This window comes from Streptomyces sp. enrichment culture, assembly GCF_964273255.1.
GTDB lineage: Bacteria > Actinomycetota > Actinomycetes > Streptomycetales > Streptomycetaceae > Streptomyces.
In genome coordinates, this window is record NZ_OZ186835.1 from 1646593 (window position 1) to 1668579 (window position 21987).

General features: G+C 71.5%; 22 protein-coding genes. 5 read left to right on the top strand and 17 right to left on the bottom strand.

What is annotated here, in order from left to right:
• Positions 1-17: 17 nt before the first annotated feature.
• The 5 genes from ACSU53_RS07020 to ACSU53_RS07040 form a co-directional block, all read right to left on the bottom strand.
• Complete coding sequence (locus tag ACSU53_RS07020) at positions 18-719, bottom strand: thioesterase II family protein (RefSeq protein WP_205077469.1); 702 nt, start codon at positions 717-719, stop codon at positions 18-20.
• Complete coding sequence (locus ACSU53_RS07025) at positions 716-946, bottom strand: MbtH family protein (RefSeq protein WP_205077470.1); 231 nt, start codon at positions 944-946, stop codon at positions 716-718. Before ACSU53_RS07025 ends, ACSU53_RS07020 begins: the two co-directional genes overlap by 4 nt.
• A gap of 12 nt (positions 947-958) precedes the next feature.
• Entirely contained in the window at positions 959-2062 is a 1104-nt protein-coding gene (locus tag ACSU53_RS07030) for a branched-chain amino acid aminotransferase (RefSeq protein ID WP_437025648.1), read from the bottom strand.
• 8 nt (positions 2063-2070) lie between these two features.
• Positions 2071-2838 carry a 2OG-Fe(II)-dependent halogenase WelO5 family protein gene (locus tag ACSU53_RS07035; protein ID WP_205077474.1) on the bottom strand — a complete coding sequence of 256 codons (768 nt, stop codon included), beginning with the start codon at positions 2836-2838 and terminating at the stop codon, positions 2071-2073.
• 78 nt (positions 2839-2916) lie between these two features.
• Positions 2917-3468 carry a formyltransferase family protein gene (locus tag ACSU53_RS07040; RefSeq protein WP_239473805.1) on the bottom strand — a complete coding sequence of 184 codons (552 nt, stop codon included), beginning with the start codon at positions 3466-3468 and terminating at the stop codon, positions 2917-2919.
• A gap of 507 nt (positions 3469-3975) precedes the next feature.
• Between ACSU53_RS07040 and ACSU53_RS07045 the strand changes: the two genes are divergently transcribed.
• The 3 genes from ACSU53_RS07045 (at position 3976) to ACSU53_RS07055 (ending at position 5772) form a co-directional block, all read left to right on the top strand.
• Positions 3976-4443, top strand: coding sequence for a hypothetical protein (locus tag ACSU53_RS07045; protein ID WP_384668897.1), 468 nt, complete (start codon positions 3976-3978; stop codon positions 4441-4443).
• Positions 4444-4673: 230 nt separating this feature from the next.
• Positions 4674-4934, top strand: coding sequence for a hypothetical protein (locus tag ACSU53_RS07050; RefSeq protein WP_205077476.1), 261 nt, complete (start codon positions 4674-4676; stop codon positions 4932-4934).
• A 28-nt stretch (positions 4935-4962) separates the two neighbouring features.
• Positions 4963-5772: a hypothetical protein gene (locus ACSU53_RS07055; RefSeq protein ID WP_437025651.1), complete on the top strand. Its 810-nt coding sequence runs from the start codon at positions 4963-4965 to the stop codon at positions 5770-5772.
• Between the two features lie 60 nt (positions 5773-5832).
• On the opposite strand, the gene ACSU53_RS07060 is transcribed toward ACSU53_RS07055, so the two are convergent.
• The 4 genes from ACSU53_RS07060 to ACSU53_RS07075 all read right to left on the bottom strand — a co-directional run bounded on the left by ACSU53_RS07060 (position 5833) and on the right by ACSU53_RS07075 (position 12066).
• The gene (locus ACSU53_RS07060; RefSeq protein ID WP_437025653.1) at positions 5833-6168 is read right to left on the bottom strand and encodes a hypothetical protein; all 336 of its coding nucleotides are present in this window, start codon (positions 6166-6168) and stop codon (positions 5833-5835) included.
• A gap of 1136 nt (positions 6169-7304) precedes the next feature.
• Positions 7305-8633, bottom strand: coding sequence for a class I SAM-dependent RNA methyltransferase (locus ACSU53_RS07065; RefSeq protein WP_437025654.1), 1329 nt, complete (start codon positions 8631-8633; stop codon positions 7305-7307).
• Positions 8634-8701: 68 nt separating this feature from the next.
• Positions 8702-10747 (bottom strand): APC family permease, encoded by a 2046-nt coding sequence (locus ACSU53_RS07070; protein WP_437025656.1) that lies wholly within the window; start codon positions 10745-10747, stop codon positions 8702-8704.
• 386 nt (positions 10748-11133) lie between these two features.
• Positions 11134-12066, bottom strand: a complete 933-nt coding sequence (locus ACSU53_RS07075) for an adenosine kinase (protein WP_437033062.1) — start codon at positions 12064-12066, stop codon at positions 11134-11136.
• Between the two features lie 659 nt (positions 12067-12725).
• On the opposite strand from ACSU53_RS07075, the gene ACSU53_RS07080 reads away from it, so the two are divergent.
• Complete coding sequence (locus ACSU53_RS07080; protein ID WP_362096386.1) at positions 12726-13397, top strand: potassium channel family protein; 672 nt, start codon at positions 12726-12728, stop codon at positions 13395-13397.
• The gene (locus ACSU53_RS07085; protein ID WP_362096383.1) at positions 13397-14074 is read left to right on the top strand and encodes a potassium channel family protein; all 678 of its coding nucleotides are present in this window, start codon (positions 13397-13399) and stop codon (positions 14072-14074) included. The genes ACSU53_RS07080 and ACSU53_RS07085 overlap by 1 nt, the downstream gene beginning before the upstream one ends.
• A 154-nt stretch (positions 14075-14228) precedes the next feature.
• On the opposite strand, the gene ACSU53_RS07090 is transcribed toward ACSU53_RS07085, so the two are convergent.
• The 8 genes from ACSU53_RS07090 to ACSU53_RS07125 all read right to left on the bottom strand — a co-directional run bounded on the left by ACSU53_RS07090 (position 14229) and on the right by ACSU53_RS07125 (position 21987).
• Complete coding sequence (locus ACSU53_RS07090) at positions 14229-15035, bottom strand: DUF3159 domain-containing protein (RefSeq protein WP_437025659.1); 807 nt, start codon at positions 15033-15035, stop codon at positions 14229-14231.
• A 3-nt stretch (positions 15036-15038) separates the two neighbouring features.
• Positions 15039-15437, bottom strand: coding sequence for an OB-fold nucleic acid binding domain-containing protein (locus ACSU53_RS07095; protein ID WP_362096377.1), 399 nt, complete (start codon positions 15435-15437; stop codon positions 15039-15041).
• A gap of 274 nt (positions 15438-15711) precedes the next feature.
• Positions 15712-16392 carry a response regulator gene (locus ACSU53_RS07100; protein ID WP_432054658.1) on the bottom strand — a complete coding sequence of 227 codons (681 nt, stop codon included), beginning with the start codon at positions 16390-16392 and terminating at the stop codon, positions 15712-15714.
• On the bottom strand, positions 16389-18953 hold the full coding sequence (locus ACSU53_RS07105; RefSeq protein ID WP_437025663.1) for an ATP-binding protein: 2565 nt from the start codon (positions 18951-18953) through the stop codon (positions 16389-16391). The genes ACSU53_RS07100 and ACSU53_RS07105 overlap by 4 nt, the downstream gene beginning before the upstream one ends.
• A 274-nt stretch (positions 18954-19227) precedes the next feature.
• The gene (locus ACSU53_RS07110) at positions 19228-19950 is read right to left on the bottom strand and encodes an ABC transporter ATP-binding protein (RefSeq protein ID WP_437025666.1); all 723 of its coding nucleotides are present in this window, start codon (positions 19948-19950) and stop codon (positions 19228-19230) included.
• A gap of 135 nt (positions 19951-20085) precedes the next feature.
• Positions 20086-20844 (bottom strand): DUF3710 domain-containing protein, encoded by a 759-nt coding sequence (locus ACSU53_RS07115; protein ID WP_437025668.1) that lies wholly within the window; start codon positions 20842-20844, stop codon positions 20086-20088.
• Between the two features lies 1 nt (position 20845).
• Positions 20846-21406 carry a dUTP diphosphatase gene (gene dut, locus ACSU53_RS07120; RefSeq protein ID WP_437025670.1) on the bottom strand — a complete coding sequence of 187 codons (561 nt, stop codon included), beginning with the start codon at positions 21404-21406 and terminating at the stop codon, positions 20846-20848.
• Positions 21403-21987: a PaaI family thioesterase gene (locus tag ACSU53_RS07125; protein WP_437025671.1), complete on the bottom strand. Its 585-nt coding sequence runs from the start codon at positions 21985-21987 to the stop codon at positions 21403-21405. Before ACSU53_RS07125 ends, dut begins: the two co-directional genes overlap by 4 nt.

Sequence of the window (21987 nt, forward strand, 5' to 3'; positions counted from 1 at the left end):
GGCCGGCTTCGTCAGGGTCAGGACGCCGCGTTCAGTGCGTCGAGCGTCAGGTCCGCGCGCACCGCACGGCAGATTCGGGACCGCTCGGAGCGGATGACGAAGTGGTCTCCGTCGTAGACGTGCACCTCGGTCTCGGGGCCCCCGAGCCGGGCCCAGGCGTGCAGGTCCCCGGTCGGGACGAGAGGGTCCCGGTTCGCTCCGAACACGGTCAGCGGGCAGGGCGTGGGCTCCGCCCCGCCGAAGGTCTCGGCGACCTTGAGGTCGGCCCGCAGGATGGGCAGGTACAGCGCCATCAGCTCGGCGCTGGCCAGGACCTGCGGGTCGGTGCCGTTCAGCGCCCGCAGCTCCGTGATGAGTTCGGCGTCCGCCATGAGGTGGCGGGGCCGGTCGCGCGGCGGCAGGAAGGGGGCCCTCGAGCCGCCGGCGAACAGCCGGCGCGGTACGCGGCCCCGCCGCGCCAGGTGCAGCGAGAGGGCGTAGGCCACGTACGAGCCGAAGCTGTAGCCGAACAGGGCGAAGGGCTCCCGGGAGGGGCCCTCGCACTGCCCCGCCAGGTCGGCGACGAGGTCCGGCATGGCTTCGGCGAGGGGGTGGCCGAAACGCGTACCGCGGCCCGGGAGTTCCACGACGCGCACCTCGGCCACCGGCGCGAGCGCCTCGTACCATCCGTCGTACGCCTCCGTGCCGCCTCCCGCGTACGGGACGCAGAACAGGATCACGGGCGGCGCTCCCGCTCCCGCAGGCTCAGAGGGCGCATGTCGACCCAGTGCTCGTTGATGTGGTCCAGGCAGCTCTGCCGGTCCTGCGGAGGGGTGCGGGCCTGCCAGCCGGGCGGCAGCTCACGGTGGGCCGGCCACAGGGAGTACTGCTCCTCGTGGTTGGTGACGACGACGTACAGGGTGCCGTCGGCGGTGTCGTTGGCGGTCGTACCGGGGGTCTGGGTCATCGTCTGCGTGCCTTACGAGCGGGGGCCGTCGGGGAGCGCCGCGACCGGCCACTGCCAGCCGTCGGGTGCCGGGGAGATGCCGTGCTGGATGCCGAGCAGGCGCTCGCGCAGGTCGAGGGCGGTGGTCCGGTCCGGCAGCGGCAGGCGCAGGCCGGTCTCGTCGCCGAGCAGTTCGACCGGGGCGACGACCGCGCCGGTGCCGCAGCCGAAGACCTCGACGTCCTCGCCCGCCGCGATGGCGTCGGTCAGCTCGTGGATGTCGATGGGCCGCTCCTCCATCTTCAGCCCGAAGGACGGGCCGAGGGTGAGGAGGCTGTCGCGGGTGATGCCCGCGAGGATCGTGTCGGAGAGCGGCGGGGTGACCAGGACGTCGCCGCGGCGCGTGAAGAGGTTCATCGCCGTGAACTCCTCGACGTACCGGTGCTCCACGGCGTCCAGCCAGATGAGCTGCTGGAAGCCGTTCTCGCGGAGCGGGGCCGCCGCGGCGAAGCTGGCCGCGTAGTTGCCCGCCGCCTTCACGTTGCCTGTGCCGCCGGCGCCGGCGCGGCTGAAGTGGCGCTCGATCCACGCCGAGATGGGGGCGGTGAAGAAGGCGTCGGAGGGGGTGGCGAGGACCACGAAGCAGAACTCGGTGGAGGGCACCACGGACAGGTCCGGCGTCGCGCCGAACATGGTGGGCCGCAGGTAGAGGGACTGGCCCTGCCGCGCCGGCACCAGCCGCTCCAGGACGGCGACCAGCTCCTCCAGCGCGCTGACGAAGACCTGCTCGTCCAGCTCGGGCATGCCCAGGCGGATGGCGGAGCGGTTGAAGCGGCGGGCGTGCTCGTGCGGTCGGAACAGCAGCGAGGGGGCGTCGAAGGCGTCGCCGAGGTTCCGGTACGCCTTCATCCCCTCGAAGATCGCCTGGCCGTAGTGGAGGGCCTGGGTGTGCGGCGCCAGCGGGAGCGGGTTCAGGGCGGTGAGCTGGGGGGTCTCCCAGGCGCCGTCGCGGTGGTACGCCACGGACATCACGGGCGCCATCAGCCGGCCGAAGCCCAGCGGGTCGGGCAGCTCGATCCCGTCGAGCCGCGCGGCGAGCTCGTCCGGGGTCAGCGGGGACGGGGAGGTCGGGGACATGGTCACACTCAGCTCCAGCAGCGCAGGGGAAGGTCCGGGCCGTAGTTGCCGACGAAGCCGGAGACGGTGATCCGGCGGCCCGCGGCGATGGTGCGGATGGCGTGCACGCACGCGGCGTTGATGAGGATGAGGTCGCCGGGCTCCGGAGAGATCAGCACGGACTCCTCGGGGAGCATCTCGCGGGGATACCCGTAACTTCCCGGATACTTGTCGGCCATTCCCGCGTATTCCTCGTCGGAAATGACGTGGTCCCACACTTCGAGCTCACCGCCCTCGTCGGCGGTGTCGAGGTAGATGTTCACGCCGAGCTGACCGAGCAGAGAATGAGCCATGGGGTCGTCGAATTCCCGTCGCAGCACGTCCTGATGGGGTAACCCCTCACTGCCGGCGCGCCATACGCGGGTGATGCCGAGCGGCATCTTCGAACCGTCGAGCGTCATGAGCGTGGAACCACCCGGCCAGCTTTCGTCGAAGGCCACCCGGAGGTGGTCGACGGGTGACGGGTGGGGGGCGCTCAGCCGACGCATCCGATTCAGCAGCGGAAGGGTGCTGGAGAGATACCGGCTGCGCCGCTCCGGGTCCTTGGTGACATTCCAGAAGGAGTCGATGTTGCTTTCGTAGATACCGGCACCCGCGGTGTTGTCGATCTCCTGGTACATCAGGTCCGCGAGGGCCTTGCAATAGGTGGCGTCATAGAATTCGGGAACGCGGACGGCGATGCTCTTGAGGGCGAAGAGGTCACTCAGGACCTGCTCGTCCAGCACATCGACGGTCACGAACTTGTCGTACGGAGACATGCTGCAGAAGCCTTTCGTCATGCGTGGTCGACGAAGACGTGTGGTGGCGCGGGACGCTCACCGCTCGATGAGGGCCCACTTGTCGCCGGTGGACGCGGTGCTGTTGCCCGGCAGGGCGATCAGTTCGGGCTTGTACAGCGGCGCCGAGTCCATCGCCGGCTCCCAGGTGGCCAGCGCCTCGTCCTGGGGGACCTCGATGCGGATGTCGTTGGCCAGGTCGTCGAGCACCCTGAGCATCAGGCGCACGCCGAGCGGGGCGAGGTGCTCGCGCCACAGCGACTCGGCGGTGGACCCCGGCGGTACGAGGACGTGCTCCTGGGCCGCGATGGGCCCGCCGTCAGTGCGCTCGGTCAGGTGGTAGACGGTGCCGCCCGTCGCCCGGTCACCGTCGCGGATGGTCCAGCGGATGGCGTCCCGGCCGCGGTGGAGGGGCAGCAGGCTCGGGTGGTAGCCGATCGCGGCGACGCGGGCGCGGGCCCGGGTCCGCCGCCCGATGAAGGCGTGGGAGTGCGCGGCGACGATGACGTCGACCTTTTCCGGGATGTGGTGCGCCCGCAGTTCCAGCGCCTCGGTCCACGGAATGTCGCGAGGAAAGGACCAGCTACGCAACCGGTCCCACGACATGGGGTCGCTTTCGTCCGAGCGGCCCTTCCGTAAACCTGGGGAAGCGGCCCCCAAAATGACGTGACCAGCCTCTTCCAAGGCCTCCGCGACTTGCACCGCAAAGCCGCCGCGCCCAGAAATATAGATGTTCACTCTTCTCCAACTCACCATGCGCACGCGGGTTCCCCCCCGTCACGCCCTGATCTTCTTGAGAGTCAACCGGATGGAGATCTGCTATTTCTGCTGGCCGGCTGCCCGGCACCCCCCATGAGCCGACGTTCCGATGAAAAGAAACCCCCTGCACGAACACGGTTCGCGGTGATCGACCGTGCCCTCGCTGCACGGCAACGGTAATGAGCCGCGCGTGAGCCATCAAGGATTTGTCATCAAGCTGACATCGCGACAGCTGCTCCCCGGGGAACCGGGAGGCCAAAGCGGCCGTCGGGGCGGCGGGTGGGGCTGCCATCTCGGCCGAACGGCACCGGCTCGTCCCGGGTTCGCGCAGACACCCGGATGACCTCGCCCTCGTCTGTCACGCCCTCGGCGACGAGGGCCGCAAGGCCCGAAAACCAACGAAGGCAGTCACACTTCGTCACCACCGATTACGGGCCAGAGCCGATCGTTTTCCAGTCCCACACCCGGCAGAACGACGCCAAGGGCCAGAGGCTGAAGATCACCGGCAATTGGAAGCTGACCCGGGAGCTCGACAAGGACGCCAGGGTCTGGGTCCACCTGCCCGACCACGGCGCACAGACCAAGCTCGCCAAGTACGAGGTCAAGACCCGCAACGGGTGGCGCAGCAAGACCGTCTCCCAACCCGGCGACAGCATCCGCTGGGTGAAGCTGGGCATCTACCGCACCAAGGGCATCGTGCCGAGGTCAGGCTCGCCACCCTCACCGCGGACGGTACCGGGGACGAGGACATCGCCTTCGACGCCGTGGCGTTCGGGCCCGGCGACTGGGACTTCGTTCCCGACATGATCATCCCGGAGGCCGACCCCGACGCCCCGGACCCCGAGTTCGAGGCCACCGACCGCCAGAAGCAGCCCAATCCCGATGGCGTGATCGGCCTCGCCGCGAACTAGGAGCAGTGCTACGACACGGGCCGCGACGGCGTACGCCAGTGCATCAAACTCGACTAGGACGTCAAGAAGTACGGCGCCGACGCCTGGCAACAGCCCCGCAACCGGGCCGCGAACCTCGACGGCCCCTTGGTGGCTTGGTGCGACGATCCCACGGTCGCCGGCTACACCCTCACGCACCGTGAGGGCTGTCACAAGCTGGCGGTCCTGGTCACGTGGACAGTCGACGGCAAGACCATCGGCACGGCAACCTTCCTGGTGCATGAGGAGTTCGTGGTGGAGAACAAGAAGGATTTCCACCAGCGGCTGTTCATGGGCCCGCTGTCCATCGACGCGGCCCTGGGCACGGTCTCCTTGGACTACTGGGACGCGATCTGCACCGGACTGTGACGAGAGCTACGTCGGGACCTGGGACGGCGTGACCGCGTGGGCTCCCCTCGTGGACAAGCACTGGGTGTCGGCCACCAAGAAGTTCACCTGGACCACGCCGACGACCGGCACGGTCCAGGACTTCGACCGGGGAACGTTCCTCAGCTTCAAGGCGAGTGCGCCGGAGGCGTCCGGCGCGGTCCAGGCCATCAAGCCGCAGTGGACCTTCTGGGACCAGGTCACCTGCGACGGAGCCGTCACCGTGCCCAACTCGACGGGCTGCGTGTTCGGCAAGCACATACCGACGTTCGAGACCAACACCAAGCGGTATCCGGCCGCGGCCGCCTACTACTGGGTGCTGAGAGAGGAACTGGCCGACCATCCGGGCAGCAAGAAATACGGCAAGCCGATGCACCGCCTGATGGACAAGGTCCAGCAGGATCACAACCGTGACACTGTCTGCAACAAGACCGGCGTCGGCAGATGGACGGCCCATCCGGACGCCACGCCGGACACCAAGGGCGTGCAGTGCGACGAGTTCCCCTTCGCGGCAACACGGGAGAGCGGAGGCGTCCCCACGCCGGTCGTCAACGGAGGCATCTGCGTCCAGCTGTACGCCGAGAAGCAGGATGACGGCACTTGGCGGCTTTTCGAGGACGAGCGCTACGACCCGCCCACGTGGAAGGAGATCTGCGGACGGGCCTCGATGCCGGGCAAGCAGAACGGTGACGCGGGCCGCGGACCTGGCGGGCTTCTATACCAAGGCGCGGGTGCAAGACGGAGGGGAGTTCTACATCGAGGTACCAGGGTACGAGGGCTGCGGCACGGAGGACGTGTGCATCGTCAGGCCCTGATGTGACATCACCTGCGTAACAGACAGAAGGGGGGACCGGCACCACCGGTCTCCCCTTCTGCGGTATCAGTGCCAGACCAGCTGCCAGGTGCCGTCGTCCTCACGGACGTACTCGGCCCGGATCTCCTTGCCCAGTGCGGTCACCACAGGATGTCCCGTCTCCAGGCACACGACCGTCTCCTCGACCATCTCCGCCACGCTCTTCCAGCGGACGACGCCCCACAACTCCGCATCCTGGTCGATCTCCAGGACCGCCCCTTGGGTCGGCCCCTCCCGATGGTCGACGACAAGCTCCACCCCCGACAGCGTCCTGGCCAGCGGGACCCACCGGACATGCGCGGTCGTCCCGACGACGGACTCCTCGCTCTCGTCCTCCAGACTCCAGGCCACTTCCTGTTCCATGTCTCGCTGCCCAAGCCGTATCCCCTCCGCGTCCAGCGGACAGTGGCCACCAGGCAGCCATCCCCCCGGCCCTCCCGGCCGCATCCAGGTCGACACCCCGTTGTGGCGAGCGAGCCAGAGCCTCAACTCCGGATGGAGGTCGAACCGGTTCTCGGCGACTTCACTGATCTGCGCGCCGTAGCGGGCGGGTTAAGAGTGCGGAACTCGTCTGGCGCGTGGGCTTCCAGCCACGAATCCAGGTGGTTCAGCATGTCAGGGAAGGGCACGGTTCATCCTCACGTCGCGATGCGCTCTCACCTGTCAGACCCACTGGCCTCCTCGTGGGTTCCCGCATTCCCACAACCTCACGCCCGGCTCACGACAGCCGTGTCCTTCGGCTGCAGAATGCTCACAAGCAGGGAGTAATCGTCAAGGCCTGTGGATGGGGTGGGATGTCGCCTCGCGGTGCGCCGCGGTCACGTCGAGGGGCAGCTTCGTCACTCCGCAGACCGTGGCCGCCTCAGGCGAAGTCTGCTGCGGTGATGCCCTCGTAAGGCCGCGCACACGAAGGGTCCGCTGATGGTCATACGCGGGGGCCACCCCTGTGACGGCGAGCGCGAGGTACTGCTCGGCTTGGAGAGCGACGCCGACATGGACGCGGCGGCCTACGCCTTTCAGGAGGCGGAGCGGCGTGGTGTCCGGCTGCGCGTCCTGCGCTCATGGGCCCACCGGCGCCTCACTCCGGCGGTGCCCTCGCCGCTGCCTCGCGGGCGGGGTAGGCTCGTCGGGCGTCGCCGGCCACAGGTACCACTATGGCGTCCGTGAAGGCGCCGGATCTGCTGGAGATGGGCGTGCCCTGCCGCCCCGTGTGGAGGTCCAGCAGCTCGACAGAGTGCTGGCTTCGATCGAGGCGGGAACGCATCGCGAGGACAGGAAGACCACCTCACACTCCTTCAGGAACAGCGTCGAACGAGCGTCAGGACATTTCCCGAACCCGTCTCTGACGGAGTTGAGCAGAGTGTTCTGGACTCACGCTCCCGCTGCGAAACCGCAGGTGAACCACGTGGCGGCTACCTGCAGCATTCTCCACGCGGTGAACTTCGGAAAACAGGTCGAGCACCGTCGAGCACACCTGAAGAACCCGATAAAACCGCAGGTCAGAGCCCCTTCTGGGCAGGCTCAAGAATCGCCACGCACTCCACGTGCGACGTCATCGGGAACAGGTCGAACACCCGCAGCGTCCGCACCCGGTATCCGCCCTCGCGGAAGTACGCGAGGTCGCGGGCCAGGGCCGCCGGGTCGCAGGCGACGTAGGCGATTCTGCGGGCGCCCAGGGAGGACAGGTGCTCGACCGTCTTGCGGCCCGCGCCCGCGCGCGGCGGGTCGAGGACGACGAGGTCGACCTCGGTGATGCCGGTGCGGGGCAGGACGGACTCGACCTTGCCCTGCTCGATGCGGACGCGGGGGAAGTCGGCGAGGTTGTGGCGGGCGTCCTCGACCGCGCGCTTGGTGGCTTCGATGCCGAGGACCGCGCCCGCGTCACCGACCCGGTCGGCGAGGGCGCCCGCGAAGAGGCCGACGCCGCAGTACAGGTCGAGGGCCATGTCGCCCTTGCGGGGCAGCAGGCCCTGCATGACCGCGGTGACCAGGGTGTCGGCGGCCTTCGGGTGGACCTGCCAGAAGCCGCCGTTGCCGACGCGGTGGGTGCGGCCGTCGGCGCGTTCGCGGACGAAGGGGCGGCCGTGGACGCGGTGGACCTGGCCGGAGCGTTCGTCGATGCGCAGGACGGAGACCGGGCGGTCGAGTTCGACGAGGGGCAGGCGGGCGCCGGGCTTGGGGGTGAGGACGACCTGGCGGTCCTGGGAGCCGGTGGCCGCGATCGCCTCGACGGAGTCCATGCCCGTCCAGTCCCGCTTCTCGATGCCGAGTTCGCTGACGCCGTCGGCGGCGATCATGCAGTGGTCGATCGGCTCGACCTCGTGCGAGCGGTGCCGGCGCAGTCCCGCGCGGCCGTCGGCGGTGACCGCGTACTGCACGCGCGTGCGCCACGACGGGACCTGGCCGGCGGGGACCTTGTCACCCTCGGCGGGCATCACGGTGCCGTCCCAGCCGGCCTCCTCCGGGGTGAGCCCGGCAAGGCGTTGCAGCTGCTCGGCGACGACCTCGCCCTTGAGGCGGCGCTGCGCTCCGGGCTTGGCGTGCTGCCAGTCGCAGCCGCCGCAGCGGCCGGGGCCGGCGAACGGGCAGGGGGCGTCGATCCGGTCCTTGGAGGCGTCCAGGATCGTCACGGCGTCGGCGCGCAGGAAGCGGGCGCCCTCCTCGCCCTCGGTGACGCGGGCGACGACGCGTTCCCCGGGCAGCGCGTGCCGGACGAACAGCACCTGCCCCTCGGACGTACGGGCGATGCAGTGGCCGCCGTGGGCGACGGGGCCGATCTCGACCTCGTACTCCTCCCCCACCAGTGATTTCCTCGGTTCTGCCTGCATGGCGGGGTGACTCCACAACATCGAGAGCGGGCGGCGGGCCGGTCGGTCCGCGACAACAGCCCACCAGTCTACGGGTGCCGGGAGGTGTCCTTCGCCCGCTCCGCCGGACCGCGGCGCACCGCACCCGGCGCGCTCCAGTTCTGCCGCTTGCGGGCGCGCCGCCGGGCGGCCTCGGAGGACTGGAGCTGGTACGGCACGGACGTCACCATGACGCCCGGGGTGAACAGCAGGCGGCCCTTGAGCCGCAGGGCGCTCTGGTTGTGCAGCAGGTGCTCGTACCAGTGGCCGACGACGTACTCGGGGATGATCACGGAGACGACGTCGCGGGGGGACTCCTTGCGCAGTCCCTTGACGTACTCGATCACGGGCCGGGTGACCTCCCGGTACGGCGAGTCGAGCACCTTGAGGGGGATCTCGATGCCGCGCCGTTCCCATTCGTCGCGCAGCGCCTTGGTCTCCGCCGCGTCGACGTTGACGCTGAGCGCCTCGAGGCTGTCGGAGCGCATCAGCTTGGCGTAGGCGAGGGCGCGCAGGGCGGGCCGGTGGATCTTGGAGATGAGGACGACGGAGTGGACCCGGGAGGGGCGCACCATGTCGTCGCCCGGCGTCTCCGGTGCGGCGATCTCCTCGGCGACGCGGTCGTAGTGGCGGCGGATCGCGGTCATCGTCGCGTAGAAGATGCACATGCCGAGCAGCGCGACCCAGGCCCCGTGGGTGAACTTGGTGCTGAGCACGACGACCAGGACCAGCCCGGTGAAGAAGGCGCCGAAGGCGTTGATGGCCCGCGAGCGGATCATGTGACGGCGCCGGGTCCGGTCCCGCTCGGCGGTGAGCAGGCGGTTCCAGTGCCGGACCATGCCGATCTGGCTCAGGGTGAAGGACACGAACACGCCGACGATGTAGAGCTGGATCAGCCGGGTCGAGTCGGCCCCGTAGGCCCAGACCAGCAGTCCGGCGGCGGCGGCGAGCAGCACGATGCCGTTGGAGAAGGCCAGGCGGTCACCGCGGGTGTGGAGCTGGCGGGGGAGGTAGCGGTCCTGGGCGAGGATCGAACCGAGCAGCGGGAAGCCGTTGTAGGCGGTGTTCGCCGCGAGGAAGAGGACCAGGGCGGTGGCGGCGGCCAGCATCATGAACAGGACGCTGCCGTGTCCGAAGACGGCTTCGGCGACCTGGGAGATCACCGGGTCCTGGACGTAGCCGGGGCCGAGCGGGACACCGTCGAGGACCAGGTCCGTCGCCGGGTTCTCGGCCATCCGGACGTCGGTGGCCGAGGCGAGCGCGATGATCCCGCAGAACATGGTGACGGCGAGCAGGCCCATCAGGGCGAGCGTGGTGGCCGCGTTCCGCGCCTTCGGCCTGCGGAAGGCGGGGACGCCGTTGGAGATCGCCTCGACGCCGGTGAGCGCCGCGCAGCCGGAGGAGAAGGCGCGCAGCAGGAGGAAGATCAGGGCGAAGCCGGCCAGGCCGGGTTCCTCGGGCCGGATCTCGAAGTCCGCGGTGGGCGCGCGCATGTCGTCGCCGAGCACCAGGCTCCGGAACGCGCCCCAGGCGATCATGGTGACGACGCCGAAGACGAAGACGTAGGTGGGGATCGCGAAGAGGGTGCCCGATTCCCGGACGCCGCGCAGGTTCATGAGCGTCAGCAGCACGATCACACCGACCGCGCAGGCCACCTTGTTCTCCACCACGAACGGGATCGCGGCGCCCAGGTTCTCGACGCCGGCGGAGATCGACACGGCGACGGTGAGGACGTAGTCGACGAGCAGGGCGCTCGCCACGGTGAGTCCGGCGCGCGGGCCGAGGTTGGTGGTGGCGACCTCGTAGTCGCCGCCGCCGCTGGGGTACTCCCGGACGTTCTGCCGGTAGGAGGCGACGACGGTGACCATCAGCACGACGATCGCGGCGGCGATCCAGGGGCTGAAGTGGTAGGCCGACAGGCCCGCGATGGAGAGGACCAGCAGGACCTCGCCGGGCGCGTACGCCACGGAGGACAGCGGGTCGGAAGCGAAGACGGGGAGTGCCACACGCTTCGGCAGAAGCGTTTCCCCCAGCCGGTCGCTGCGCAGTGCGCGCCCGATGAGAATGCGTTTGGGCACGTCGGTCAGTTTGGACACAACAGAGCATCGTAGGCCGTCGCGCCCCGGGCCGCCCAGCCACCACCCTTTCTCCGCGCGGCCTCCGCCGGCCGTCCGCTTGCCGTTCGGAAGCCGTCTGCTCTCCGAGTGAACTCTGGCCGGGCGGCGGGCATGGATGGTGCCGGTCCCGGGGCTTCCATGCCTATATGACTAAGCCCGTCCCCGGGGCCGGGCGAGGGTTCCGGAGGTCCTCCGCCCGGCACGTCCGGCGGGGCCGGCAACCCCACAGCACCCCTTCCTTCTCCTCGTCTCCGGCCCACGCCGCCCCATGGAGGTAGGTCCCATGCACGCGACCGCAGAACTGATCGGCGCCGTCGCCGCCCTCGTCGGCGTGGGCCTGCTGGCCCTGGCCAGCGTGCGCAGCATCAGCCGCCGCTGACCGGCTCCGCCGAGGAGGCGCGGGCGAGCAGTTCCTCCCGGCCGATGCTGTCGGCCCGGGTGGCGGGCACCGTGCAGGCGTGGGCGCCCGCCACCGCGCCGTAGCGGGCGCAGCGGAGCACGGGTTCGCCGCGCAGCCGTCCGTACAGGAACCCGGCGGCGAACGCGTCGCCGGCGCCGTTGGAGTCGACGACCGGCTCGGGGGGTGTCACGGCGGGGACGTGAGTCACCGAGCCGTCGGCCAGAACGTACGCTCCCTCCGCACCCGCGGTGACGACCACCACGCGGGCCCGTCCTCGGCGGACGATGTCACGCATGGTCGCCTCCGGGTCGGGCAGCGCGGCGGCGGACAGGAAGACGATGTCCGCGGCGAGGGCGAACGGCTCGTGGTACGGGTTTCTGCCGTCCCAGTCGTGCAGGTCGGTCGAGAGGGTCACGCCCGTCTCCCGCAGCACGGGCAGGGCGTCGGCGCAGGGCTGGGTGATGACGACGTGGACGTGCCGACTGGCGGCGGCCAGGTCGCGGACCGTCTCCTCGGGGAGCCGGTCCGTCTCGGCCCAGCGGGTCGCGTCGTACAGGGACAGGCGCCGTCCGTCCGGGTCGACGAGGTTGACCGCGCGCTTGGTGCCGCGGGGCTGCGGAACGGCGGTGAGCGCGATGCCGTGGTCGCGGTGCAGCGCACGGACGAGGTCGCCCTCCGGATCGTCGCCGATCAGGTCGAGGTGGTGGGTGCGCAGGCCCAGGGCGCTGGTGCCGAGAGCCACGAAGTCCCCGCTCTGCCCGGCCCGGGTGACGATGCCCGGGCGGATCATGTGGCTGTCGGCGAACGGCAGCGGCAGTTCGGGCACGTGCACGATGGTGTCCACCCCCGCGCCGCCCAGCACGAGCACGTCGATGCCGGTGGTCTCGTGGACGGTCATGTCGGTGGCCCCTTCGGTGGCCCCTTCGGTGGCCACTCCGGTGGTCATATCGGTGGTCATGTCGCTCCCCCTGTTGCTGTGTCCGGCCACCCACGCCCGGTGCCGTCGCCCGGCCCGCCTTCGCCCGGCCGGCGTTCGCCCGGCCAGTCGGCCGCCTGGTGGTGCGGCCCGGTCGGCCGGTCTGGTGGTACGGCGGCCCGGTCGTCCTCTCCGGTGCTTCCACGTCGTCGCCCCGTGCCGTCGCCCGCCCCCGTCGCCCGGTGCCCGGACGCCGGCGTGGCCGACCCGTCGATCTTGTCGGGCTCCCGGGCACCTGTCGACCGCTGTGGAAAACCGTCGCCGGGCCGACAGCCCGGCCCACGCCCGCCCGGTGGCCGGCAGCGCGTCCGCACCACCCGCCGGTTCCGCCGCCCGGTTCGGCGGTCCCCGCCCCGAGGGCTACGTTGGACGTGCGGGCCCGAGGGGCGCTCTTCGACGCCGTGGGGCGCCCGACCCGACGGGCCGCGCCCCGGAGGGCGTCAGGATCCCGATCCCCCGGCATGATGTTGCCCTGCGGTCCGGACTCCGGGCCGGGACGTGTTGCCTGGCGAGCCGAAAGAGGGACATGAGCACCAGAGTCATGGAGGCCGAACGGCCTGCGGGAAGCGCGGTGTGAGGTAATGCATATCGTCATCATGGGCTGCGGAAGGGTGGGCTCCGCCCTGGCCCAGACCCTGGAGGAACAGGGCCACACGGTCGCCGTGGTCGACCAGGACCCCACCGCCTTCCGCCGCCTGGGCTCCGCCTTCGGCGGGCGCCGGGTCACCGGGATCGGCTTCGACCAGGACACCCTGCGCGAGGCCGGCATCGAGGACGCCGGGGCGTTCGCCGCCGTCTCCAGCGGTGACAACTCCAACATCATCGCGGCGCGGGTGGCCCGCGAGATGTTCGGCATCGAGAACGTCGCCGCCCGCATCTACGACCCCCGCCGCGCGGAGGTCTACCAGCGCCTCGGCATCCCCACCGTGGCGACCGTCCGCTGGACCGCCGACCAGATGCTGCGCCGGCTGCTGCCGTCCGGCGCCGAGCCGCTGTGGCGTGACCCCACCGGCGGGGTGCAGCTCGCCGAGGTGCACACCTCCCCGGCGTGGGTGGGACACCGGATCAGCAGGCTGCAGGACCAGACCGGGGTGCGCGTGGCCTTCCTGACGCGGCTCGGCGAGGCCATACTGCCCACCTCGCAGACGGTGCTGCAGGAGGGCGACCTGGTGCACGTGATGATGCGCACCGACGAGATCGACCGGGTCGAGGCGGCGTTCGCCAAGGGACCCGACGAGGAGGGCGGTCACTGATGAGGGTCGCCATTGCCGGGGCCGGGGCGGTCGGCCGTTCCATCGCGGGCGAACTGCTGGAGAACGGCCACGAGGTCCTGCTGATCGACAAGACGCCCACCGCGATCTCGGTCGAGCGGGTGCCGCAGGCGGAGTGGCTGCTGGCCGACGCCTGCGAGATCACGTCCCTGGACGAGGCCGCGCTCCAGCGCTGCAACGTGGTCATCGCCGCCACCGGTGACGACAAGGTCAACCTGGTGGTGTCCCTGCTCGCCAAGACGGAGTACGGGGTGCCGCGGGTCGTGGCCCGGGTGAACAACCCGAAGAACGAGTGGCTGTTCAACGAGTCGTGGGGCGTGGACGTCGCCGTCTCCACCCCGCGTCTGATGTCGGCCCTGGTGGAGGAGGCGGTCAGTGTCGGCGACCTGGTCCGGCTGCTGCGCTTCAGCCACGGCGACGCCAACCTCGTCGAGCTGACCCTGCCGGAGGAGTCCGCGCTGGCCGGCACGCAGGTGGGCGACGTGCAGTGGCCCCAGGACACCTCACTGGTCACGATCATCCGCGGCACCCGGGTGCTGACGCCGACCCGGGAGGACTCCCTGGAGGTGGGCGACGAGCTGCTGTTCGTGGCCGCCCAGGCCCGTGAGGAGCAGTTGGAGGACCTGCTGTCGGTGCGCAAGGGCGACGCGCGGCAGTAGGACGGACGGCAGGGCCGCGCGGAACACGGCCGTCCGTTGCCCCGGCCGTTGCCGACCGCCCCGTGACGTGACACGCGTGAGGGGCGCCGGAGAAGACCAGATCCATCAGGTCTCCGGCGCCCCTCACGAGGACCGGTAACGGGTGCCGCGGGGCCTACGAGCTCCTGCGGTGCCGTCCCGTGGTCGTGGCGCTGCCGACGTCCGTCGGTCCGGCGGCTGCGGGCCCGGCCGTTTCCGTCGTCCCGGCGGCCCGGGCCGCTTCGCGTTCCTTCTCGGCGCGTTCCTCCGCCTCCATCTCCGCGAACACGTCGATGGGCGGGGGCGCCTTGGCCAGGAACACCCACGTCAGGTACACGGCGAGCAGGAACGGCGGGATCTTCAGCGCCACCAGCACCCAGCCGAGCTGGGTCGTGTCCGCCCACCAGTAGAGCGGGAAGAGGATCGCGCTCTTGCCGAGGAGGATGAGTCCCCAGGCGTAGCTGGCCTTGGTGTACGCCTTCCTGCGGCCGGGGTTGCGGGTGCGCCAGGAGAGGTTCTCCCGGAAGATCGGCCCGAGCATCAGGCCGATCAGCGGCACGCCCGCCATGGCCGTGATGATGTACGCCAGGGCGAGGCCCAGCGTGTAGAGCATGCCCGGCAGGTAGAAGTCCTTGGCGTTGCCGGTCATCATCGCGAAGACGACACCGAAGCCCACGCCGAAGACGCCGCTGAAGGCGTGCTTGACGGTGTCCTTCATGGCCAGCCGGACCACGACCAGGACCAGCGACACGGCGAGCGCCGCGATCGCCGACATGTGCAGGTCCTTGTTGATCGTGTAGATGCTGACGAAGAGGAGCCCGGGCAGCACCGTCTCGACCATGCCCCGCACCCCGCCGAACGCCTCGAACAGGGCGGCTTCGGTCACCGCCCGGGCGTCGTCCGCGGATGTGTCTTCGGTTGTCGGCTTGTCGAGCGACGTCACCGGCTACTCCCGTCCCAGGGGTCTCAGTTCGTATTTCGGGTTGAACAGCACCCGGCGGCCCCGGCTCATCGAGATCCGGCCCGATGCGATCAGCTTGCGTCCCGGTTCTATCCCCATGATGGAGCGCCTGCCGAGCCACACCACGGCCAGTGCGGCGGAGCCGTCGAACAGCTCGGCCTCCAGGGCCGGGACGCCCGCCCGCGGGCGGAGCGTGACCGTGCGCAAGGTACCAGTAACCGTGACGATCTGCCGGTCCTGGCAGTCTCCTATCCGCGTGCAGCCGGCGATCTCGGCGTCCTCGCGCAGCTCCTCCGACTCCAGCTCCTCCTGCGAGGAGGAGAGGCGGTCGAGCATGCGCCGGAACCGACCCGCAGGCTTCTCGGGACGAGGAACAGCACTCATGTCTGAAGCGTACCGGGGTGCACTGACGGTTACGTACCCCCTGGCCCGCCGCCCCGAACCGGCTGGTCGCCCCACCCGCCCGAACCGGTCGGACGGCCGGCCGGACGGACGGTTGGACTGCCGACAGGCCGGACGGCCGGACTCCGGTCGGACGCCCCGCCATCCCGGACCAGATGGCCGGACTCCGGTCGGACGCCCCGCCGTCCCGGACCGGACGGCCCCGCCGCCCGGGCTCCCCGGCCGCGGCGCGACCGCCGCGTCCCCGCCCTCGTCCTCACTTCTCGAAGCGGTACCCCATGCCCGGTTCGGTGATGAAGTGCCTGGGGTGCGACGGGTCCGCCTCCAGCTTGCGCCGCAGCTGGGCCATGTAGACGCGCAGGTAGTTGGTCTCCGTCCCGTAGGACGGCCCCCAGACCTCCCGCAGGAGCTGCTTCTGCGCGACCAGGCGGCCGCTGTTGCGCACCAGCACCTCCAGCAGGTGCCACTCCGTGGGGGTGAGCCGGACGTCCTTGCCGCCCCGGTTGACCTTCTTGGCGGCCAGGTCGACGGTGAACTCCCCGGTGTCCACCACTCCGTCCTCCTCGCCCCCGGCGGGCTCGGCGCGGCGCACGGCCGCCCGCAGCCGGGCGAGCAGTTCGTCCATGCCGAACGGCTTGGTGACGTAGTCGTCGGCGCCCGCGTCCAGGGCCTGGACCTTCTCCTCCGAGGCGTGCCGGGCGGAGAGCACCAGGATGGGCACCCTGCTCCAGCCGCGCAGGCCGCGGATGACGTCGACGCCGTCCATGTCGGGCAGCCCGAGGTCGAGGACGACCACGTCGGGGTGGCGTGCGGCGGCCAGCTGCAGGGCCTCCGCGCCGTCGTGGGCCGCGTCGACGTCGTACGAGCGTGCCTTGAGGTTGATCACGAGGGCGCGCACGATCGCGGGCTCGTCGTCGACCACCAGCACACGGGTCATGAGGCTTGCCTTTCGGGTACCGCGGGTTCTGCGGCGGGTTCTGCCGGACGGGAGGGCCGGGGGGCGGCTCCCGCCGCCCGCAGGGTGACCGTCATGGTGAGGCCGCCGCCGGGGGTGTCATCGGCGTCCAGGGTGCCGCCCATGGCCTCGACGAAGCCCCGCGCCACCGGCAGGCCGAGGCCCACGCCGGCCCCGCGCGGGGCATCACCGTAGCGCTGGAAGGGCTCGAAGATGCGGTCCTTGGCCTCGTCGGGCACACCGGGGCCGCGGTCCACCACACGTACCTCGACCCGGTCGCCGAGGGCACTGGCGGCCACCAGGACGAGTGAGTCGGCGGGACTGTACTTGACGGCGTTCTCGACCACGTTGGCCATGGCCCGTTCCAGGAGGCCGGGGTCGACGGCGACCATGGGCAGGCTCTCCGGGATGTCCAGGGTGACCTCGCCCTCCGGTACGCCGCCGAGCGCCATCGGCACCACCTCGTCCAGGTCGATCTCCCGGATCAGCGGGGTGACGGTGCCGGTGTGCAGGCGCGACATGTCGAGGAGGTTGCCCACCAGGTGGTCCAGGCGGTCGGCGCCGTCCTCGATGCTCTCCAGCAGTTCGGCCCGGTCCTCCGGCGACCACTCGACGTCCGGCGAGCGCAGCGAGGAGACCGACGCCTTGATCCCGGCGAGGGGGGTGCGCAGGTCGTGGCTGACCGCCGCCAGCAGCGCGGTGCGGATGCGGTTGCCCTCGGCGAGGGCCCGGGCCCGGTCGGCCTCCTCGCGCAGCCGCCGGTGGTCCAGGACGACGGCGGCCTGGGCGGCGAACGCGCCGAGCACCCTGCGGTCCTCGGCGGGCAGCACCCGGCCGGTGAGCGCGAGCGCCATGTGGTCCCCGACGGGGATGTCGACGTCGGCGTCCTCCGGACGGGCGACCGGCGGGCCGGCACCGGCCTGCCCCGCGCACGTCCAGGGCTCCAGGTCGCCCGCGCGCTCCAGCAGGGCGGCGGACTCCATGCCGAAGGTCTCCCGTACCCGTTCCAGCAGGTCCTCCAGGCCGGTCTCGCCGCGCAGCACGTTGCCGGCGAGGTAGGAGAGGATCTCCGCCTCGGCGCGCAGCCGGGCCGCCTGGTGGGTCCGGCGGGCGGCGAGGTCGACGACCGAGGCGACCGCCACCCCGACGGCGATGAAGATCACGATGGCGACGATGTTCTTCGGGTCGGCGACCGTCCAGCGGTGCAGGGGCGGTGTGTAGAAGTAGTTCAGCAGCAGGGACCCGGAGGCGGCCGAGGCCAGCGCCGGCCACAGCCCGCCGAGGAGGGCCGCGGCCACGGTCAGCGCCAGGAACAGCAGCATGTCGTTGGCCAGGCCCGCGTCGCTGGCACTGAGCAGCAGCGCCAGCAGGGCGGGGCCGGCCACGCCGACGGCCCAGCCCCAGGCGACGCGGGGCCGCCCCAGCCGGGCCCCGCGGGCCACCGGCAGGCCGCGGCCCTGGGCGACCGCCTCGTGCGTGACGATGTGCACGTCCAGGTCGGGCCCGGACTCGCGGGCCACGGTCGCGCCGACGCCGGGGCCGAAGACGTACTGCCACGCCTTGCGGCGCGAGGACCCCAGCACGATCTGGGTGGCGTTGGTGCCGCGGGCGAAGGCGAGCAGGGCGGACGGGATGTCGTCGCCGACGACGTGGTGGAAGGTGCCGCCCAGGCTCTCCACCAGGGTGCGCTGCTCGGCCAGTTCGCTGGGGGAGGTGGCGGTGAGGCCGTCGCCGCGGGCGATGTAGACCGCGAGCACCTCGCCCCCGGCCCCCTTCTCGGCCAGGCGGGCCGCCCGCCGGATCAGGGTGCGGCCCTCGGGGCCCCCGGTGAGGCCGACGACGATCCGCTCGCGGGAGCCCCAGATCGCGGAGACGTCGTGTTCGTTGCGGTAGCGCTGGAGGTGTTCGTCGACGCGGTCGGCGACCCACAGGAGCGCGAGTTCCCGGAGCGCGGTGAGGTTGCCGGGCCGGAAGTGGTGGGAGAGGGCCGCGTCGACCTTGTCGGGCTGGTAGATGTTGCCGTGGGCCATGCGGCGCCGCAGCGCCTCGGGCGTCATGTCGACCAGTTCGATCTGTTCGGCCCGCCGCACCACCTCGTCCGGCACGGTCTCCTCGGGCCGCACGCCCGTGATGGACTCCACGACGTCGCCCAGTGACTCCAGGTGCTGGATGTTGAGCGTGGAGTGCACGTCGATCCCGGCGGCGAGCAGTTCCTCCACGTCCTGCCAGCGCTTGGCGTGGCGGGAGCCGGGGACGTTGGTGTGGGCGAGTTCGTCGACCAGGGCCACGCGGGGGCGTCGGGCGAGGACGGCGTCGACGTCCATCTCGGTCAGGACGGCCCCGTCGTGCTCCAGTCGCCGGCGGGGGATCTGCTCCAGTCCGTCCAGCAGTTCCGCGGTGCGCGGCCGGCCGTGGTGCTCGACGAAGGCGACCACGCAGTCGGTGCCCCGGCCGATCCGCCGGTGCGCCTCGGACAGCATCGCGTACGTCTTGCCGACGCCCGGCGCCGCACCGAGATGGATCCGTAGCGTCCCGCGTCCCATGACCTCATGTCTTCCGCTCACCCGTACCGGCGGACACGACCATACGTCCGAACGCCCCTGCTCAGCGCCCGGGTACCCGGGACCGGCACCGCACCCGCGTCCGGCCCGGCCCGTCCCCGGGACGCGACTCCACGGAAACGGGCGCGCGGCCGGACGGCGGAACGACGGCGTCCGGGTACGGGCCGCACGCCTGAGCCGCGGCGGAACGGACCTGCTCGGCCCCGGGCGGTCCGCCGGCCCGGGGCGGTGGGCCCCCGGGCCTCGCCCCTGCCGGTCAGTGCTCCACGATCTCGCCGTCGTTGAGTTCCAGGACCCGGTCCGCCAGGTCGAGGAGCGTGGCGTCGTGGGTGGCGACGAGGGCGGTGACGCGCTCGCTGCGGACGACGGCCCGCAGCAGTTCCATCACGGCGTGCCCGGTCTCCGCGTCGAGCTGGCCGGTCGGCTCGTCCGCGATGAGCAGGGCGGGGTTGTTGGCGAGGGCGCGCGCGATGGCGACCCGCTGCTGCTGGCCGCCGGAGAGTTCGCCGGGCCGCTGGGCCGCGTGGTCGGCGAGGCCGACCAGGGACAGCAGGAGCTCGACGCGTTCGTCCCGCTCGCGCGCGTCGGCGCGGCGCAGCCGCAGCGGGACGCCGACGTTCTCGGCGGCGGTCAGGATCGGGACGAGCCCGAAGGACTGGAAGACGAAGCCGACGCGGTCCCGGCGCAGGGCGAGCAGCCCGTTCTCGTCCAGGTCCGCGAGGTCGAGGCCGTCGACGACGACCCGTCCCCGGTCGGGGGCGTCGAGGCCGCCGACGATGTTGAGCAGGGTCGTCTTGCCCGACCCGGAGCGTCCCTTGAGGGCGACCAGTTCCCCGCGCGGGACGTCGAAGGAGACCCCCCGCAGCGCGTGGACCGCGGCGGCCCCGGTGCCGTACGACTTGTGCACGTCCGTCACGCGCACCATGGTTGCCGTCTTTGCCCCGGTGTCCGTTCCGGTCTCGGTGACCACCCGACTCATCCGACCCTCCCCCGTGAACCGGGCGTCAGTATCGCCGCTGAGCAGCCGGCGATCAACAGGGGGCGCCCCGGAACGTGGGAGGGGCCGTGCCTCCGGCGGACTGCCGGGGGCGCGGCCCCTCCCACGGGGACGACGTCAGCGGACCTCGGTGATCTCCGGTCCGCGCTGCAGCTGGCCCATGCCGCCGGCGAAGCGGGAGCCCTCGGCCTCCTCCTGCTGGACGCCCTCGGGGACCATCTGGGCGTCGTTGGGGAGCTTCAGGACGATCGGGTCGCGCGGTGCCATGGGACCGTCGCCGCGCACCACGACCGTGTCCCGGAAGATCTGCTCCAGCAGCCCGGCGGCCTGCGGCTGGACCGCGCCCTGGCCGGAGATCACACCGCGCAGGAACCAGCGGGGGCCGTCGACGCCGACGAAGCGGACGACCTGGAAGCCGCCGGTGCCGTCGGGCAGCTGCACCGGCACCTGGGCCCGCAGCTCCCAGCCCAGCGGGCCCTCGACCTCGTCGATGATGCCGCCCTGCTGGGTGATGCCGGCCGCGATCTCCTCGCGGACCTCGCCCCAGATGCCCTCGCGCTTGGGTGCCGCGAAGGCTTGGAGCTGGATGGCGCTGTCGCGCAGGACGACGGTGGCCGCGACGATCGCGTCGCCCGCGACCTCGACCCGCAGTTCCATGCCGTCGACCCCGGGAACGAACAGACCGCCCAGGTCGACGCGGCCCTCGCCGGGCTCGCGGACCTCGGTGCTGTCCCACGGCCCGTCGGGCCGGGGCGCCGGCTCGAGCCTCAGCCGCTCGCGCTCCTGCTCCACCTCGGTGTCGACACCGTCGACGACCTGCTCGGCCTCGCCGGCCGCGTCCTCGGCGGCATCCCTCTTCTTGCGACGTCCGAACACGTCATTGTCCTTCCCGGTCGGATACGACCGAAGCGTATCGATTCCCACCCGCTGTGCCGCCTGCGGCGGCCTGATCGCTTGTACCGCTCTTACCTTCCACCGCGGCATGGCCGCCGGTGGAGCCGAAACCCCCCGCGGCCCGCGCCGAGTCGGGAAGCTCCGCGACCGGCACGAAGCGGACCCTCTCGACCTGCTGGACGACCAGCTGGGCGATCCGGTCGAACCGCTCGAACCGCACGGTCTCGCGCGGGTCGAGATTCACCACGATCACCTTGATCTCCCCACGGTACCCGGCATCAACCGTCCCCGGGGCATTCACCAGGGCGACGCCGCAGCGCGCGGCCAGACCGGATCGCGGGTGCACGAACGCCGCGTACCCCTCGGGCAGTGCCACAGACACCCCGGTGGGCAGGACGGCCCGTTCGCCGGGGGCGAGTTCGCACGGTTCGGTGGTGCGCAGATCGGCGCCCGCGTCGCCGGGGTGCTCGTACGACGGAAGCGGTACGTCCGGGTCGACGCGCCGGAGGAGGACCTCCAGCGGGGCGCGGCCGGCCTCGCTCACGGGTTCACCTCGAAGGCCCGGGCCCGGCGCACCTGGTCGGGGTCGTCCATCGCGGCCCGGATCTCCTCCGGGCGGCCGTTGTCGATGAAGTGGTCGACCTTGACCTCGATGAACAGCGCGTCCGCGCGGACCGCGACGGGGCCGTCCGGGCCGCCGATGCGGCCGGTGGCGGTGGAGTAGATCTTCCGCCCCGCCACAGCGGTCACCTCGGCCTGCAGGTGCAGGGTGGTGCCGACGGGCACCGGGCTGACGAAGTCGGTCTCCAGCCTGCCGGTCACGGCGATGACCCGGAGCAGCCAGTTCAGGGACCCGAGGGTCTCGTCCAGGGCGGTGGCGAGCACGCCGCCGTGGGCGAGGCCGGGGGCGCCCTGGTGGGCGGGCTGCACGACGAACTCGGCGGTGACCGAGACGCCCTCGCCGGCGCGCGCCTGGAGGTGCAGGCCGTGGGGCTGGTCGCCGCCGCAGCCGAAGCACTGGGCGTAGTGCGCGCCGAGGAGTTCGCCGGGGGCCGGCGCGTCCGGGTGCCGTACGGGTGTCCCGGCGTCGGCCGGGGGCTGAAGAGCTGGGGAATGACCACTCAC

What these genes read in the sequence shown, in the direction of transcription:
- ACSU53_RS07025 (WP_205077470.1), bottom strand. Translation starts at nt 946, where the DNA reads ATGACCCAGACCCCCGGTACGACCGCCAACGACACCGCCGACGGCACC.
- ACSU53_RS07030 (WP_437025648.1), bottom strand. Translation starts at nt 2,062, where the DNA reads ATGTCCCCGACCTCCCCGTCCCCGCTGACCCCGGACGAGCTCGCCGCG.
- ACSU53_RS07045 (WP_384668897.1), top strand. Translation starts at nt 3,976, where the DNA reads ATGACCTCGCCCTCGTCTGTCACGCCCTCGGCGACGAGGGCCGCAAGG.
- ACSU53_RS07060 (WP_437025653.1), bottom strand. Translation starts at nt 6,168, where the DNA reads ATGGAACAGGAAGTGGCCTGGAGTCTGGAGGACGAGAGCGAGGAGTCC.
- ACSU53_RS07065 (WP_437025654.1), bottom strand. Translation starts at nt 8,633, where the DNA reads ATGCAGGCAGAACCGAGGAAATCACTGGTGGGGGAGGAGTACGAGGTC.
- ACSU53_RS07075 (WP_437033062.1), bottom strand. Translation starts at nt 12,066, where the DNA reads ATGACCGTCCACGAGACCACCGGCATCGACGTGCTCGTGCTGGGCGGC.
- ACSU53_RS07080 (WP_362096386.1), top strand. Translation starts at nt 12,726, where the DNA reads ATGCATATCGTCATCATGGGCTGCGGAAGGGTGGGCTCCGCCCTGGCC.
- ACSU53_RS07085 (WP_362096383.1), top strand. Translation starts at nt 13,397, where the DNA reads ATGAGGGTCGCCATTGCCGGGGCCGGGGCGGTCGGCCGTTCCATCGCG.
- ACSU53_RS07095 (WP_362096377.1), bottom strand. Translation starts at nt 15,437, where the DNA reads ATGAGTGCTGTTCCTCGTCCCGAGAAGCCTGCGGGTCGGTTCCGGCGC.
- ACSU53_RS07100 (WP_432054658.1), bottom strand. Translation starts at nt 16,392, where the DNA reads ATGACCCGTGTGCTGGTGGTCGACGACGAGCCCGCGATCGTGCGCGCC.
- ACSU53_RS07105 (WP_437025663.1), bottom strand. Translation starts at nt 18,953, where the DNA reads ATGGGACGCGGGACGCTACGGATCCATCTCGGTGCGGCGCCGGGCGTC.
- ACSU53_RS07110 (WP_437025666.1), bottom strand. Translation starts at nt 19,950, where the DNA reads ATGAGTCGGGTGGTCACCGAGACCGGAACGGACACCGGGGCAAAGACG.